At 36.3% G+C, this 16,194-nt stretch carries 14 protein-coding genes; 4 read left to right on the top strand and 10 right to left on the bottom strand.

Annotated elements, in window-relative coordinates:
• Positions 1 to 46: 46 nt before the first annotated feature.
• The 9 genes from EGI31_RS06050 to EGI31_RS06010 all read right to left on the bottom strand — a co-directional run bounded on the left by EGI31_RS06050 (position 47) and on the right by EGI31_RS06010 (position 6,924).
• Entirely contained in the window at positions 47 to 691 is a 645-nt protein-coding gene (locus EGI31_RS06050) for a hypothetical protein (protein ID WP_255036289.1), read from the bottom strand.
• A 5-nt stretch (positions 692 to 696) separates the two neighbouring features.
• Positions 697 to 1,176, bottom strand: coding sequence for an RNA polymerase sigma factor (locus tag EGI31_RS06045; RefSeq protein ID WP_255036288.1), 480 nt, complete (start codon positions 1,174 to 1,176; stop codon positions 697 to 699).
• Positions 1,177 to 1,311: 135 nt separating this feature from the next.
• The gene (locus EGI31_RS06040; protein WP_255036287.1) at positions 1,312 to 2,070 is read right to left on the bottom strand and encodes an oxygenase MpaB family protein; all 759 of its coding nucleotides are present in this window, start codon (positions 2,068 to 2,070) and stop codon (positions 1,312 to 1,314) included.
• A 2-nt stretch (positions 2,071 to 2,072) separates the two neighbouring features.
• The gene (locus EGI31_RS06035; RefSeq protein WP_255036286.1) at positions 2,073 to 2,465 is read right to left on the bottom strand and encodes a ribosomal maturation YjgA family protein; all 393 of its coding nucleotides are present in this window, start codon (positions 2,463 to 2,465) and stop codon (positions 2,073 to 2,075) included.
• 13 nt (positions 2,466 to 2,478) lie between these two features.
• Positions 2,479 to 3,876, bottom strand: coding sequence for a DUF4153 domain-containing protein (locus EGI31_RS06030; RefSeq protein ID WP_255036285.1), 1,398 nt, complete (start codon positions 3,874 to 3,876; stop codon positions 2,479 to 2,481).
• Positions 3,877 to 4,020: 144 nt separating this feature from the next.
• Positions 4,021 to 5,247 (bottom strand): RNA polymerase sigma factor, encoded by a 1,227-nt coding sequence (locus tag EGI31_RS06025; RefSeq protein ID WP_255036284.1) that lies wholly within the window; start codon positions 5,245 to 5,247, stop codon positions 4,021 to 4,023.
• Positions 5,248 to 5,276: 29 nt separating this feature from the next.
• Positions 5,277 to 5,630, bottom strand: a complete 354-nt coding sequence (locus tag EGI31_RS06020; RefSeq protein ID WP_255036283.1) for a YciI family protein — start codon at positions 5,628 to 5,630, stop codon at positions 5,277 to 5,279.
• 66 nt (positions 5,631 to 5,696) lie between these two features.
• On the bottom strand, positions 5,697 to 6,140 hold the full coding sequence (locus tag EGI31_RS06015; protein WP_255036282.1) for a hypothetical protein: 444 nt from the start codon (positions 6,138 to 6,140) through the stop codon (positions 5,697 to 5,699).
• 235 nt (positions 6,141 to 6,375) lie between these two features.
• Positions 6,376 to 6,924, bottom strand: a complete 549-nt coding sequence (locus EGI31_RS06010; protein WP_255036281.1) for a PepSY domain-containing protein — start codon at positions 6,922 to 6,924, stop codon at positions 6,376 to 6,378.
• Positions 6,925 to 7,072: 148 nt separating this feature from the next.
• On the opposite strand from EGI31_RS06010, the gene EGI31_RS06005 reads away from it, so the two are divergent.
• From EGI31_RS06005 to EGI31_RS05995, 3 genes are all read left to right on the top strand, one after another.
• Positions 7,073 to 8,995: an SGNH/GDSL hydrolase family protein gene (locus EGI31_RS06005; protein ID WP_255036280.1), complete on the top strand. Its 1,923-nt coding sequence runs from the start codon at positions 7,073 to 7,075 to the stop codon at positions 8,993 to 8,995.
• A 197-nt stretch (positions 8,996 to 9,192) separates the two neighbouring features.
• Positions 9,193 to 10,641, top strand: a complete 1,449-nt coding sequence (locus tag EGI31_RS06000) for an MBOAT family O-acyltransferase (protein WP_255036279.1) — start codon at positions 9,193 to 9,195, stop codon at positions 10,639 to 10,641.
• Positions 10,642 to 10,643: 2 nt separating this feature from the next.
• Entirely contained in the window at positions 10,644 to 11,651 is a 1,008-nt protein-coding gene (locus tag EGI31_RS05995) for a hypothetical protein (protein WP_255036278.1), read from the top strand.
• 76 nt (positions 11,652 to 11,727) lie between these two features.
• On the opposite strand, the gene EGI31_RS05990 is transcribed toward EGI31_RS05995, so the two are convergent.
• Complete coding sequence (locus EGI31_RS05990; protein WP_255036277.1) at positions 11,728 to 14,997, bottom strand: WD40/YVTN/BNR-like repeat-containing protein; 3,270 nt, start codon at positions 14,995 to 14,997, stop codon at positions 11,728 to 11,730.
• Positions 14,998 to 15,203: 206 nt separating this feature from the next.
• Between EGI31_RS05990 and tnpA the strand changes: the two genes are divergently transcribed.
• Positions 15,204 to 15,641, top strand: a complete 438-nt coding sequence (tnpA, locus tag EGI31_RS05985; RefSeq protein ID WP_255036276.1) for an IS200/IS605 family transposase — start codon at positions 15,204 to 15,206, stop codon at positions 15,639 to 15,641.
• Positions 15,642 to 16,194: the final 553 nt, after the last annotated feature.

Here is a 16,194-nt window from a genome sequence, read left to right as displayed (position 1 = left end):
CAAGTTAAGTATTTTTACGTATCATTTGGCGAATTATAATTTTGATTTAGCTAACTTTTTCGTTCAATTCACCACTCATTTCTTTCAATTCGTTATATTCCTCCAAATCGCTTTTGAAGTTTTCTTTGTGGCGTTTTCTAAAAGCTCCCATTTTGAAGGCCAAAAAGTATAGGATAAGAGAAATCGCCATTGGTATGGCGGTGTCCAAAAGACCTTTTAGGATTCCATATTTTTCGATTTTGGGAGGTAAAAAGGAAAGTGGAACCAAGAAACCAATAGAAAATAAAATCAGCCCAAACCATTTCTCATACTTTTGGTTTTTCTCATAAAAATCTAGAATATCATTTAAAAATGTTCCTATGTTTTTGTCAATGAGCGGTTTACTGATTTTTTCGTAATATCTTGTCAGGTTTATAAATGCCACTATGATTCCCATCAAAAGCAGTAAAAAAGGGAGAAACTGAATCTGATATTTGAAATCAAACGGATTGCCGAAAAGTATGGCAAGCATAAATCCAGCTTCGACAATTAACAATGCAAAGAAACTGAAATACTGTTTTTTCAAACGTTCCACCCTCGAAATCGATCTCTCTCTTATCATACTTTCTATGAGCTTTTGGGTGATGTTTTGTGTTGACAATATTTTTTTGTCGTACATTCCCCATGTGGTTTTTAATTCTTCTAATTCCATGATTATCAATTGGTTTTGATGATTTTACTTAATTTTAGTTTGATTCTGTTGAGCTTTACACCTACATTAGTTTTGCTAATGCCGACAATCTCCGTTATTTCCTCATAGGTTTTGTCGTCGAGATAAAGCATTATGATGGCTTTCTCTATTTCGGTCAATTGTTGAATGGCTTGATAGAGCGATTTGAGGTGTTCATTTTCGGTGATTTCCATTGCCGGGATTTCGAGTTCATGATCGGAAATCGTTCTAATGAATTTCTTTTTACCTTCTATTTTCAAATTCGAAAGAGCAGTGTTTAGTGCTATTTTATAGATCCAAGTCGATATTTTGGCCTCTCCTCTAAAGTTTGTGTAGGCTTTCCAAAGCTGAATAACTATTTCTTGAAAAAGATCTTTCCTGTCTTCGTTCTCATGACAGTAGAGTTGACAAACTTTGTAAATGATACCTTTATGCTGGTTAATCAGTCCCGTAAATTCCTTTTCCATTTCATACATTTTTCACAATTAGTAGATTTTTTGGAGGAAAACTTACAGGTTTTACAAAATTTATTTTCTGGCTTCAACAAAATAGTGAAACAGGGAGGAGAGATATTTTATTTTTTCATAAAAAGCGACGGTAGTTTAATTTCTAACAAGGTCTTTGAGAGCTTTTCTATATTGTTTTGGCAAAAGATAGTATTTCAGTTGATGTATTGGCCAGTAGGTTTTGGTGCGTTTATAAGAGTACATTGGTATATCGAGATTAGGTGCAGGTAAATTACGAGCCATAGTTTTTAATTCCGTAGGCAAAAGGATTTTTTGCACGTAAAGCAAAAGTTGAAATCTGATACTTCCAAGATGTGTTTTGTAGGCCTCAAATAGTTTTGTGCTTAGTTCTGTTTTTTGATAGTTTTCGGATAGATTTTCTTTTCTTTTTACCTCCCAATTTTCAAAGTTCTTGGGCAAATCTGTAATTCCCATTCTAATTCCAACCTCGTGGAACACCTGAAAAATTTCCCTTTTTTCTGACAGTGTTAATGTCCGATGAAGGAGTTCAAAAGCAGAGATGGAATGGTGAATCAACATATATAGCACATCTTGGTAGGCCCAGTTTGGAATCTGGAAACCACGGTTATTTTCGACTCCAACGTGGATGTTTTTCATGTTTTGCAGCGTCTTTTCAGCTTTTGCTTTTTCTTCAAAAATTATCTTTTGGGCGTAAACTACTGTTGAGAAAAGCCTTCCGATGGGGTCGGAGGGAAGTTTACCTGTAAAAAATAGCCAGTCGACAGATTTGTGGAGGGCAAATTCTCCTGAACTTGCCCCAAAAATGAAAAGAATGCAGTCTGCATCACTCCAAATTTGCCGAACAATAGAATCTGGTTTTACGAAGTATTCCATCTTTATCGTTTTTTGGTAGTTTCAAATTGTAGTTTGCACAAAATCCTTAGGATTTCGAAATTTTCGATCAGCAGTATAAAAACAAAACCCAAGGTGTAGGCAAGAATATCTAGCCAAGAAAAAGAATTACCAATCAAAATGGCTAGCACCTTGTATTTGATCAAGCCAGTAATTTCTATAAACTTAAAATACTGCAAAATCTCGATAAAGTACGCTATTAGTAAACTGAGCAGTGCTGTTTTTAAGATATTTTGATTGAATATTCGTAGCCCACAGTAAACAAAAATTACGGCCAAAAAATCACCAAAGAAGGGCCGAATAAATTGGTCATGGATAAAAACGGCAATGCATATTTCTACAGCTAAAAGTACCACAGAGGCAATTGGATATTTCATGTGAAAATGCATTTTATTTTAAGTTTTGAAGTCTATAATCTATCAAAGTCCAAGAAAGCCATGTGAAATTCTCACTCTCTTGCTTATATCTTTTGTAAGTTTTTAGATCTTCTTTTTTTAGTTCGGGATGATATTTGAGAATGGAGGGAATCGCATGAATTGAAAGACTTTTGACATATTCCATATCGCAATTGGGCCTTTTGAGGTTGTTTTCTGCAATTATTTTATCGAAATCGACAAAACTTACAATTAAGAACACAACCATAAATGCCCAAGAATTGTAAATGAATATAAAATTGAAATTTTGCTTTTTTATGATTTTCCAAGTAATTGTAAATAGCCCTACTAGGGTTAGAATAAGAAAAATATACACTCCAATTCTCTTGTGTGTGAGCCCATACATTTCTACGTATTTGAAATTTCTAATAAATACCGATCCCACCAATATGGCGTTTTGGGCTATCCAGGTTATAGCGAGAACCACCAAAATTTTGCTTTTTTTATGGAAATTTAGATCTCCTTTGAAAAAGAAAAGTAGAACGATTATTGAGATTATTACGCTTACAATCAATAGGTAAGTGCCCGAATGAACCAGTTTTGACATTTCTGGAGCACTGGTTACTGAAAAATTGAACCAAAGGTATTGTATGTCAATGAAGTTTACACTTAGTAAAAGGGCATTTAGAGTGAAAAGGCTGATTGTGGCCGTTTGAAACATGTCGTTTTTGATGCTTTCAGTTGGTGGCTCTATGGATGTGTTTTTGTTTGTGAAATAGTTATGACCGAATTGGAAATTTCGATTGAAAAATACGCCTGCTAAAAATATGTAACCAAAGATTGTGAATACCGTTCTTGGAACTGAGAATGTTGGGAAATTCGTAAAAAAAGTTTCTAGAGCATTCTGTAGGAACAGGGTTTTTTCAAGAAAAATGGGGTTGGCATTCTGAAAAAGCACCAGAAATACAACAAACAATACAACGGGCAAAACTCCGATTTTTATGATTTTTAAAACCTGATCGAACAATGTAGATTTTGATGCCATTCCTTCAAACAAGTTCGTTATGGGAGCTGCTAAGTGTCTTATATTTAGTGTGATATTAATGAAAAATACCAATCCAGCACTTACTGCCGAATTTATTTCAGGAAGTAAACTATAACCCAAAACAACACCCATAATGAGGACATTTATCAGAATACTGGCATCGGTATTAATCAAGGGAACTGAAGCCGATGAAAGAAATGCTATGGTGAGGAGTATCTTGGTTTTTAGATTTTTTGGCATTTGCTGGTAGCTGAAACCAAGCAACAGAATATCAAAAATAAAGAGATTTAAGGCTATGTTTTCTTGCCAAAATATAAAGTAGTAAACAGTGAGACAGAAGAAAAACGAGAGGTTTTTTGGATTTTTCATTGAATTGTAATTTTCTATAAAAGTCTTTTCTCACAAAGTATTCAAAGAAAAAATAGCAACCTTTCAGGTTTATATCTAAAAGTACTTTGTGATACAAAGTGAAATATTAATTTTCTTCTTTCCAAATTTTTTCTAGAAATTATTTCAAATGTTTAATTCTGCTATCTTTTTTTGAAGCAATTCTTTTTGTGGTTTTAATTTTGAAAGTTCTATGGCTTTTTCTAGATGTTGTTTTGATTTTTGTCGATCGATTTGCCGATATAGCTCTGCTAAGAGGCTGAAGTAGAAGGGGTTGCTTTCAAGTTTTAGTTTTTCGGCTTCGGCAATAGCTATTTCATTTCGATACACTTTGGATAATGCAAAAGTACGGTTTAGAGCCGCAATGGGCGAGTATTCTATAAACAAGAGGTGATTATAAAGTTTTAGTACTTGGTGCCATTTTTCTGAAGTATCTTCTTTTTGCGTCATCCAAAACGCCAAACTGGCTTCAATATGATATCTGGAGGCACTATCGCCCCCGGTGGCTTTGTGCAAATGTAAAACTCCTTTAGTTATAAGGGTTTGGTCCCAAAGATTTTCATCTTGATTTTGATAAAGAATTAGTTGACCGGTATCGTCTTTTCTGGCATCTAATCTTGAACTATGGAAGCACATTAACGCATACAGGGCATGGATTTTTGGTATTGTATGTGCGTAACTTTCAATCAGCATTTCTAATAGCCGCATGGCCTCCAAACAAAGCTCTTTTCTAATAACATCGTCTTGATTTTCAGAATAATATCCTTCATTGAAAAGCAGGTATAAGGTCAGCAGTACGGTGTTGATTCTTTTTTCTATTTGGTTTTCTGGTGGAAATTCGAGTTTAATTTGCTCCGATTTTAGTTTTTCTTTCGCTCTAAATAGCCTTTTGTTAATGGTTTCTTTGTTAGTCAAAAATGCTGCGGCTATTTCGTCAATGCCAAAGCCACAAAGAATTTTTAGGGCCAAACCAATTTGCGATTCTGCTGGAATACTTGGGTGACAAACCGCAAACAACATTTGCAGTTGACTGTCGGAAATATTTCTCTCTGACCAGTCTATTTCGGTCGATAACTCCGAAGTCTGTAATATTTCTTGGGAAATAGTTTTTTCAAAATTACTTGATTTGATTAAGTAATTCTTACTCTTATTTTTCGCAACCGCGTAAAGCCAAGCTTTGGGATTTTCGGGAATTCCTTTGTAAGGCCAAGTTTCTAAAGCACTTAAAAACGTGTCAGAAACAATATCCTCAGCAATTTCAATGTGTTTAATACCGAAATGCTTGTTCAAAACAGCCGAGATTTTACTCGATTCTGTTCTGAACAAGTGCGGTATGAGCTTTTCGGTATTCATGAAAAAGGGTCTCTAATCTATATGGAGACTTATTTGAAATCATGTTTGGCTACTTTTCTGACCTCTAAAGTATTGCCAGGGCCTTGTAAAACAGGACTTCCTTTGGCAAATTCGACGGCTTCTTCAACTGACTCCGCTTTTACAATCACATAACCACCGATAGTTTCCTTTATTTCGCCAAATGGGCCGTTGGTAACTACACCACCATGGCCCACCACACGGGCGTCGTCAAACGAAAGACCGTTGCCAGTTTCTAACAATTTACCTTGAGCGGCTATACCGCCAAGCCAATCCATGGTTTGTTGCATCCAAGCCTGCATTTGCTCTGGTGAAACTTGTCCAGTGGCATTTTCATGCCTCATAATTAATACATATTCGTCCATAATTTTGTTGTTTAATGCCTAGAAGACAATCAGAAAGTATGAAATTGGACATGAAATCTGAAAATTTTATTCTTTCTTTTTCAAAATAAAGTATTTGTGGTATTTTCCGTCTCGATCTTCAATTTTGAGGCCTTTTTTCGAGAAGCTAACTTCACCCAAAATGTCTAGATTTTGGTTGGAAAAAATGGCCATTATTTTTTTAGAATCAGAGGAGGATTTCATGCCAGTGGAATCGACATAATCCACATTAAATCCAAAGTCGGATATCCTCCATTTACCAATATCAACTATCTCATTTTGAGTGTTTTTAAGTTCAAATGTGCGGTTGTTTTTGAAATCTATTGTTTTATCTTCGAGATGGTCAATCGGTATTTTCTGTCTATTGTCCATAAAATATGCCTGCTCAAATTTCCATGCACCAACTGGCCATTGCTCTAGAGGTTTTTGAGGGAACAACAAACTACACGATGTCAAAACAGGAAGAAAAAGAAGAAATTTGAGTTTTTTCATTTGAATAAATTACTTAATTGTTTGGAAATGAAACCTTTTATTTAGTTTAAAGTACAAATAAGATTCTTCGTTATTCCACAAAGTTGAATGCAGGATCCACTAAAGACACAAAGAAAATATATTTTCAAAAAAAAATCTTAGTAAAACCTTGTGCCTTCTTCGTTAAACTTTGTGGTATAATTTACGCATAAATCCATTTCAAAACTAAATTACATTTTTGGAATATTATTTAGGCTTACTTTTTATTTCTCTTAATCCTAATCGGATTATACCAAAGCCAAAAACCACTGAAAGACAACAAAATGAGACTTAAAGAGGCAGCCGTAGTATAGAAAAGTTTGAACTGGTCTTTCGATGTTTTTACGAAGTAATCTACAATTGAACCATCGTGTATTTTTTCAATAAAGTCTGATTTTCTGGTACTTATAGAAAGTATCTCGGCGGTTTTACAGTCAAGCTGCAATTCTGTAAAATGATTTACGAAAACTATTTTGGCTATACCTTTTTGTGGTCGGATGTCTATTCGGTCTATTTCATCATCTTTTTTTAGAGAGTCTCTAGAATAAGCTTTTGCCACCGAAACCAAACTGTCAATTTTTATCCAATCTCCACTGTTTTCTGTGGCTCCTTTCTGAGTTTTGGGCAAAAGAGCGGTTTGTTTTTTCCAGCCCAGAAGCAAACCCGTGCCTCCAATCACAAACATCACTAAAAACATCGGCACAGCCAGCCATTTGTGTATTTTTCGATAAAATCGGGTTTGCTTGGAGAGGTTGCTTGTTTGCATTTTTTTGGTTCAGATAACACAAAAATAAAGTATTTCTTCCAAATTTATTGTCCTAGTTAAAAATCAACATATTCGTTGAAATATCCCCATTGTTTTCTACTAAATACGTGGTTTTTGTATAATTTTATATTTATTCAACTCTATCAAAATGTCAAGAAATATCCTCTCGGTTTTAATTTTGTTTATTTTCAATAATTTGGTTTTTGGTCAAAAAACTGAAACTATTAGAGGTTTTTCAAGGGAGTATTTCGATTTTCAAGGAAGACCGGCTTGGCTGATGAAACCTAAAGTGTCCGCTTTCGGAAATCCATGGGTTTGGCGGGCACATTTTCCGGATTGGCATACTGAAACAGACTCGATTTTGCTCGAAAGAGGATTTCATGTGGCGTATGTTAATACCAACGATATGTTTGGAAGCCCAACTGCTATGCAAATCTGGGACGATTTCTACAATTTTTTGGTGTCAGAAAGGCGATTGGCCGCCAAAGTTGCCTTAGAGGGAGTGAGTAGGGGTGGGCTTTATGTATACGCATGGGCGAAGCGAAATCCATTGAAAGTCAGTTGTATTTATGCAGAAGCACCTGTATGTGATTTCAAGTCGTGGCCCATGCGGCATGGCTCCAAAGACGATTGGAATTCGCTTTTACAAAATTATAAATTTACGGAAGCCGAGGCACAGAGTTTTTCTGATCAACCTATGGATAATTTGAAAGGTTTGGCCGCCTGCAAAGTGCCTATTTTGCATGCTATCAGCCTAGAAGACATGATTGTACCTAATGAAGAAAATACGTTTCGTTTGGTAGAAAACTATATAAAACTAGGTGGCAAGGCTACCGTTTGGCCAATGATCAAAGGTGAAAAAAGTTTACAAGGGCATCATTTTTTGATAGAAAACCCTGAGGAAATTGCCGATTTTATAGAACAGAATTCGGTACCTTCAAAAACAGTTTTAGACCCTGCTAAATATCATCAAATTAGAGGTGGTTTGGCCAATAGTTTTAGAAAATTTCAAAAAGAGAAGTTTGGTAGGGTGGCATTTATGGGTGGCTCAATTACCGAGAGTTCAGGTTGGAGAGATAAGTTTTCACAGTACCTCCAGGAGAAGTTTCCTGAAACAAAATTTGAATTCATAAATGCTGGAATAGCTTCTACAGGCAGTACACCGGGGGCCTTTCGAATCGGTAAGGAAGTTTTTTCGAAGGGAAAGATTGATTTGCTCATTGAGGAGGCTGCCGTAAATGACCGAACCAACGGTTTTAGTTCGGTAGCTCAGATTCGCGGCATGGAAGGTATCATTAGGCATGCGTTGTTGGAAAACTCAATGATGGATGTTTTGGTGATGCATTTTGTGGATCCTGAGAAGATGGCAGATTACAATGCCGGAAAAGAACCCGAGGAAATCAAAAATCACAATCGTGTAGCTGAGTATTACAATGTTGGCGAGATAAATCTAGCCAAGGAGGTAACGGATAGAATTCTTGCGGGGGAGTTTAATTGGAAAGATGACTTCAAGGATTTACACCCTTCAGTATTTGGACAAGAGGTGTATTTTCGATCAATGAAGACTTTTTTGAATAATTGCTATAAAAATACTGACTTCACAGCCACTTCTCGCCCAAGGGTTTTACTAAAACAATTAGATGTTTTCAGTTACTTTAGGGGTGATTATTTTGATATTAAAAAAGCAAAGACACTTAAAAATTGGAAGATTGAGCAGTCTTGGAGGCCCGACGATGGTGTTTCTACCCGAAAACAATTCGTGGATATCCCAGCCCTTGTATCTACTGAAGTTGGTAGTGAATTTACGCTGGATTTTACAGGAACTGCCGTAGGAATCTGTATAGCCTCAGGGCCAGATGCTGGAGTTTTGGAATATAGCATTGACGGAAAACAATACCCAAAGTTAGATTTATATACCCAATGGAGCAGCTCTTTACATTTGCCGTGGTATCTGGTGTTGGATGATAAGTTGAAAGATAAAAGGCATAAGTTGACTGTAAAAATTGACAGTGAGAAGAATCCGAAAAGTTTAGGTAATGCCTGTAGGATATTTTATTTTTTGGTGAATTGAGGCGGGGTTTCATAGTAGCACCTTATTTCTGAAGAACTACCAAATTTCTTCTGTTGCGTTGGATTAAAAATGGCGTAAGTGTCTATTATTCAATATTATATACTTGTTAGAGATTAATTAGAATATTATTAGATTTATGGAATGGAGTTTTTTTGACAAATTACAGTTGATACTTTTACCTAAAAAATAGGCAAAAGATGTCCTTTGTTTCATTTGCGTTTATTCCATTTTTCCTGTCAGTATTCACACTTTATTGGTTTGTTTTTAAGAAAAATCTGACAAAACAAAATATACTATTATTTGTAGCTAGCTACATCTTTTATGGATTTTGGGACTGGCGATTTACATTTTTGTTGCTTTTTTCTACTGTTTTGGATTATTTTCTTTCTCATTTTATTCATAATAGCCGATCTGATTCTCAACGTAAAAATTTCTTTATCCTAAGTTTAGTCATTAATTTAGGTCTATTGGGAGTTTTCAAATATTTTGATTTCTTCTCTACTTCGTTTGCTCAATTATTGGGTCATTTTGGCTGGAAAGTTGACCCGATTTTATTGAATCTTATACTTCCTGTTGGTATTTCTTTCTATACTTTTCATGGTATTTCGTATATTTTTGATGTTTACACACGTAAAATTTCACCCGAAGAGGACTTTGTAGTTTATGCCGTTTTTGTGAGTTTTTTTCCATTACTAGTGGCAGGTCCTATTGAAAGAGCAACACACCTTTTACCTCAAATTCAAAAGGCTCGAAAATTTGATTACTTGCTGGCAAAGGAGGGAATATGTCAATTTCTTTGGGGACTTTTCAAGAAGTTAGTTATTGCTGATAACTGTGGTTTTTTTGCAAATTTGATATTTGATGATGCAGATATACTTTCGGGCAGCACTTATTTTTTAGGGGCTATATTTTTCTCATTCCAAATTTACGCCGATTTCTCTGGCTACTCTGAGATGGCCAGTGGAACTGCCAAATTATTGGGTTTTAACCTGATTCGAAATTTTGCCTATCCCTATTTTGCAAAAAGTTTGGTGGAATTTTGGCGGAGGTGGCACATCTCTTTGAGTTCCTGGTTCAGAGATTACCTCTACATTCCTCTGGGGGGAAGTGATCACGGGAGAATTAGAAGAATTTTCAATGTGTTTTTTGTATTTTGTATTAGCGGACTTTGGCATGGAGCCAGCTGGCATTTTGTTCTTTGGAGTTTGGCGAATTGGCTTCTTCTTATGCCGAAACTTTTTACCGGGCACTTCGATATCGCTGTAAGTAAGTGGGTTAAAAATGATTTCCAGCAGGGTATTTTAGATGGATTCAGAATAATTAAGACCTTTTTGCTGGTGTCTCTAATTTGGATATTCTTCAGAATTGAGTCTATTTCAGAGATAAAATTAATATTTTCCCAAATTTTCTCCTTGTCATTTTTCACCGTTCCAGCGTTTCAATATATCGAAAACTCATACATTGTGGCTGTTTTTGTACTGTTCTTCTTGATAATTGAATGGTTTGGTAAAGACGGCGACTTCGCGTTGCAAAATTTATTAAAAGGACGTTCTAAAATATTGAGGTGGTCATTTTATTATTTTTTGATATTGGTTATGATTTATAAGAGCGGTAATGAACAGACTTTCATCTATTTCCAATTTTGACAATGAAAAACTTCCTTAAGGATATTTATAATTTTGGTACTGTTGGTGGTGGAATTTTGGCCATTTTATTAGCTGCTTACCTGATTTTCGACCCTTTTTATGTAATCAAAGACTATAAGGATTATTCAAACAAGCTAACAAGTGGAAACAAAGACTTCATTTCCACGACTAATTTTTTGAGAAATTATACCAACCAAAAATATGATTCCTATATTTTCGGTAGCTCGAGAACTGTTGCTTTCCAACATTCGGCATGGCGAAAGCATCTTCCTGATTCTTCAAACATTTTCACCTATGATGCTTACAGCGAGACTATCTACGGTATTTACAAAAAGATAAAGTTGATAGATTCTTTGGGATTGAAACTCAAAAATGTGTTGATCGTGGTCGAAAAAGATGAAACTTTCATGACCGAAACCAATTCAAAAGGATACCTTTTTATTAAACATCCCGCTTTATCAGGAGAGAGTTTTTACAAATTTCATTGGGAGTTTTTGAAGAGTTACTTGACTCCAAAATTTTTGTTTTGCTATTACACGCATTTGATTTCGGGGAAATACTCGCCTTTTATGTTGGGTGTTATAGAGCCATACAAATCTAAAATTTTGCCCTTAAGTAACGAAACCAAATGGGTAGAATTAGACGGTATGTTGGCAGAGTCGGAAACCGAATATTATCAGAAAATGGCTCACTTGTTGCCTATTCGAGATGGCTTGTTCAGAAGTGATACTCTGGCGAAAATTTCAGACAAACAGAGGAAAATGTTACAAGAAATAAAGGCCATTTTTGACAAACACAACACAAATTATAGGCTGGTTATCAGCCCTTTATATAGTCAGGTAAAGTTTAATTTAACAGATCTGAATGTTCTTAACAGCATATTTGGAAGTGAATTTGTTTTTGATTTTTCAGGTATAAACGAGTTCACAAAACCTAAAACCAATTACTATGAATTTTCGCATTATCGACCCAAAGTGGGTGAGCAGATTATGCAGCGTATCTACAAATAATCAAAAACTAATTTCTTCATAAAATAAAAACGAAGCCCAAAACTGAGCTTCGTTTTTTAGTGTCTATAAGTAAAAATCAATCCCACTTAGGCAGAGAGCCTTGGATGTAAGGTATTTTGTTGTTTTCAAGTGATTTTTGAAGATCGGTCATGGTTTTATCCAACTGAGCTACACTTTTGTAGGTATCTCCGAAAAGCTTTTTCGCATAAGCCAAACCTTGTTTTTGGGTAGAGGTTGGCTCAGTTGAATGACCATACATACCGAAAACTATTGTTCTTATTCGGTCTGAAATTCCTGGTAATACCTCAAACTGATGTTTTTCCAAGGCCTCGTTTCCATCAAGAGCTAAATTTATTTTCTGGAATTCAAGTTCCATCCGGGTAAGAGCCGCCATGTTTTCTAGTTTAGAATTTGGATTGGCCAGCAAAGCCGCTTTCAGTGCCTTGTGCTTTTCTTTTAAAAATGCCACATGCTCGCTCGTGCCAAATACCACTCTTGCAAAGTCTTTTACCTCATTGGCGAAGGTTTGTAGAGCTTGGTAATCTTGAATGGGTAAAGTAGCCCAGCCCAAACTTTTTACTTCAAAAGGCTCTGCATCCGTCAAAGTTTTTACGGTATTACCATCAAAATAGCTCAATTGAGCGGCATATTTTCCGGGAATGACAGGCAAGCCATCATTGGCTCCAGCGTTATTTTCAGTGTTTATGGAGAACCCATTAGAAGTACTGAAATTCCATAAAAATTCGTTCATTCCTTTTTTGGGTTTCACTTGATATCTACGCACAGTGTTTTGTTTATCGTCTGTGATAGTGAGGTAATAAGCACCCAAAATTTCGTTTTCTTCAGCCACGATAGAGTCCAAACTTGGATAGCCTTTTAACTCCCCTTTGGCTAATAGGGCTTTTTCATTTTCTTTCCTTTTATCTTTCAAAGATTTGGGTGTTTCTTTTACAAAATATCTAATAGTGGTTCCAACTGGTGGGTTTTCAGCCGTGTAATAGCTATCGCCCTGGGTACCAGTTCCTCTCCCTCCAAGCGGATCTTTTTGGTTAAATGCCCATTCAGATTTTATGGGAAATATCAAGGCTTCTTTTCCTTCAGTTTTAGAAATACTTCGCATGGCTGCATAGTTGTCTAAAATATAAAATCCTCTACCAAAGGTGGCCAAAACCAAGTCATTTTCCCTTCTTTGTATTTCCAAATCTTTGATGGCTATCACTGGCAAATTGTTTTTCATCTGTGTCCAAGTTTTTCCACCATTCAGACTAGCAAAAAGTCCAAATTCAGTTCCAGCAAATAGCAAGTTGCCGTCCACATGGTCTTCTGCAATGGTATAAACCGAGCCACGTTCAGGCAAATTACCGCTTATGCTGGTCCAAGTTTTTCCGCCATCGGTTGTTTTTACCAAATATGGTTTGAAATCGCCATATCGGTGGTGGTTAAATACCACATAGGCTGTATTTTTATCATGCTGAGAGCAAATGACTTGTGGTACGTAACTCATAGCGGGTACGCCAGGAATGTTGTCTATTTTGGTCCAAGTTTTGCCACCATCGGTGGTTACTTGTACCAAGCCGTCGTCTGTACCTACATATAAAATATTTTCATCCAAGGGGCTTTCAGATATAAAGGTAGATTGGCCGTAGATAGACGTACTGGTATTTTTTTGTACGGCATCCATGCTCCATACCTTATCCATATAAGGTAATTTATTGCGGTCTATTTGTCGGCTCAAATCTCCCGAAATCAACTTCCATGAATTTCCTCTGTCGTCTGATCTGTAAATTTTGTTCGCACCAAAATAAAGTCTTTTTGCATCGTATTTGGATACCAACAAAGGAGAGTCCCAGTTCCAGCGTAGTGCTGGCTCACCCTCCAAAGGCACGGGTTTGATGTCTATTTGTTCGCCTGTTTTTTTGTCGTAACGTATCAGTCCGCCGTGCTGCCATTGAGCATATACGATGTCGGGATTGCTCCAGTCCACTGCCGATTCAAATCCATCACCGCCCACTGTAAGGTACCAGTCATTGTTGGTGATGCCCGCTTGGTTGGTCGTACGACTCGGACCTCCGAAACTGCTGTTGTCTTGTGTGCCTCCATAAATATTATAAAACGGAAATGCATTGTCAAGAGCCACTCTGTAAAACTGCGTGATCGATAAATTTTGCTTAAAATGCCAGTTTTGTCCCAAATTGAAAGATTCATACAAACCGCCATCTCCGCCCATAAAAATATGTTGGTTGTCTTTTGGGTCTATGGTAATGATGTGGTTGTCTACATGGATGTTTTGGTGGTTGAGGTTCACCCAAGTTTTGCCGCCGTCGTTTGAATATTTAGAATAAACATCGCCGACAAAGATTCTATCAAACTGAACGGGGTCAGGGTAGATTTTACCATAATATAGACCTGAAGAAGCATAAGAGCTCATTTTTATCCAACTTGCACCACGGTCAGTGCTTTTGTAGGAGCCGTTGTTGCCCGTTGTAGCCTCCAGATGAGCATAAAGTACATCGGTATTTATCGGAGAAATGGCTATAGCAATACGTCCGATGTCGCCTCCTGGGAAACCATTGTTGATTTTCTTCCAAGTGGCACCTGCATCGGTGCTTTTATATAAGGCACTTTCAGGACCACCAGACACATAGCCGTAGCCTTTGCGTTGACGTTGGTGAGCAGAGGCATATAATACAGATGAGTTTTTTGGGTCCATCACGATATCGGCTACCCCCGTGTGATCACTGATTTTCAAAACGTTAGTCCAAGTTTTTCCGCCATCGATAGATTTGTAAACGCCCCTTTCGCCACCGCTATTCCACAATGGACCATAAGATGCTACATAAATAATGTCAGAGTTTTTCGGGTCTATGATGATTTTGCCGATATGTTGGGAGTCCTTCAAACCCATGTTGACAAAGCTTTTACCGCCATCTTCAGACTTGTAGATGCCGTCGCCATAGCCCACGCTACGTTGGTTATTGGCTTCGCCGGTGCCAACCCAAACCACATTTTGATTTTGCGGGTCGAGTGTGACACAACCCACCGAAAATGCACCATAGTTTTCGAAAATGGGCTGAAATGTTGTACCGCCATTGGTAGTTTTAAATACCCCTCCAGAGGCCACGGCTACATAATATTCTGAGCTTTTGGTTGGATTATGGGCCAAATCTATGATACGGCCGCTCATGAAGGATGGACCCACTGAACGAAACTTGAAGCCAGATAGGTCAGGTCCTTTTTCAGTGACTGCAACCACTTTTGGTTTTTCGGTCACAGCAGCCGTCTTTTTCTTTTGGCCAAAAGTGCAAAGGGTTACAAAAATTAATAATAGGGCTAATTGTTTTTTCATAAGAGAGGTTTAGAATGGTTTGTAAATGAATATTAAAGGTAAAGAATTTTCTGTTTGGGGCAAAGGGGTGGGTGGGGAAATGGAATTTATTTGTGGATTCTAAGATTTTTGAAAAAGTTTTATTGGGCCATTTTAATATTGTAAAGTGATTTAGTTAAATTTTCATAGATTTGAAATCTCTATTCACAACCTAGATTCGTTTTGAAATGCCATTTGTCAAAGTTTACATCCATTTTGTTTGGAGTACAAAAAATAGAACTCAGTTTCTTGATAATAAAGAATTGAGAATCAAAGTTTGGAATCATATTCGTGAAAATGCTAAAAAGAAAGGTATTTTCGTCGATTTTGTGAATGGATACTCTGACCATTGCCATTGTTTGGTTTCTTTGGGGGTAGATCAAAGTATTCAAAAAGTGATACAATTGCTAAAGGGAGAATCATCATTTTGGATAAACAAGGAAGGTTTAACAAAAGAAAAGTTTGAGTGGCAGGATGAGTATTTTGCGGTTTCTGTTTCAGAATCAGTAATTGATAAAGTAAGAGATTATATCAAAAATCAGGAAGAACATCATTCTAAGAAAACATTTCAACAAGAATATGATGAGTTTATAAGGAAATTTGGATTCCAAAAATTTGAAGGCTAAGGTTTTGGCTAAAGCCAAACAATGATAATCATATTTTATCCTCCAGATAAATCTGGAGGCAATTCAACAATTGCAATAATTCAAAATCATGATAATTTATTCAAAGAAAGATTGAATTGGAATGTGGCTTAAGCCCATTTCAAAATGAATTTGTTTCGGCCTCCTGATAAATCTGGAGGGAATTCAAAAATTGTGTTGATTCAAAAATATAATGTTTTATCAAATAAATGATTGAATAGGAATGTGGCTTTAATCATTTCTAATATTTTTGCTAAAGCCTAATTGGATTTCATATATTTGTCATCTCCAGATAAATCCGGAGACAATTCAATAAATGGGATTTTTCAAATTTGTGATAAATTGAATTGATTGAATAGGAATGTGGCTTTAATCATTTCTAATATTTTGGCTAAAGCCTAATTGGATTTCATATATTTGTCATCTCCAGATAAATCCGGAGACAATTCAATAAATGGGATTTTTCAAATTTGTGATAAATTGAATTGATTGAATAGGAATGTGGCTTTAATCATTTCTAATATGAATTGACATT

This window comes from Lacihabitans soyangensis (assembly GCF_024343775.1).
Classification (GTDB): Bacteria; Bacteroidota; Bacteroidia; order Cytophagales; family Spirosomataceae; genus Leadbetterella; species Leadbetterella soyangensis.
The sequence above is the reverse complement of the archived record's forward strand: the minus strand, read 5'-3'. Positions and strand labels throughout refer to the sequence as shown.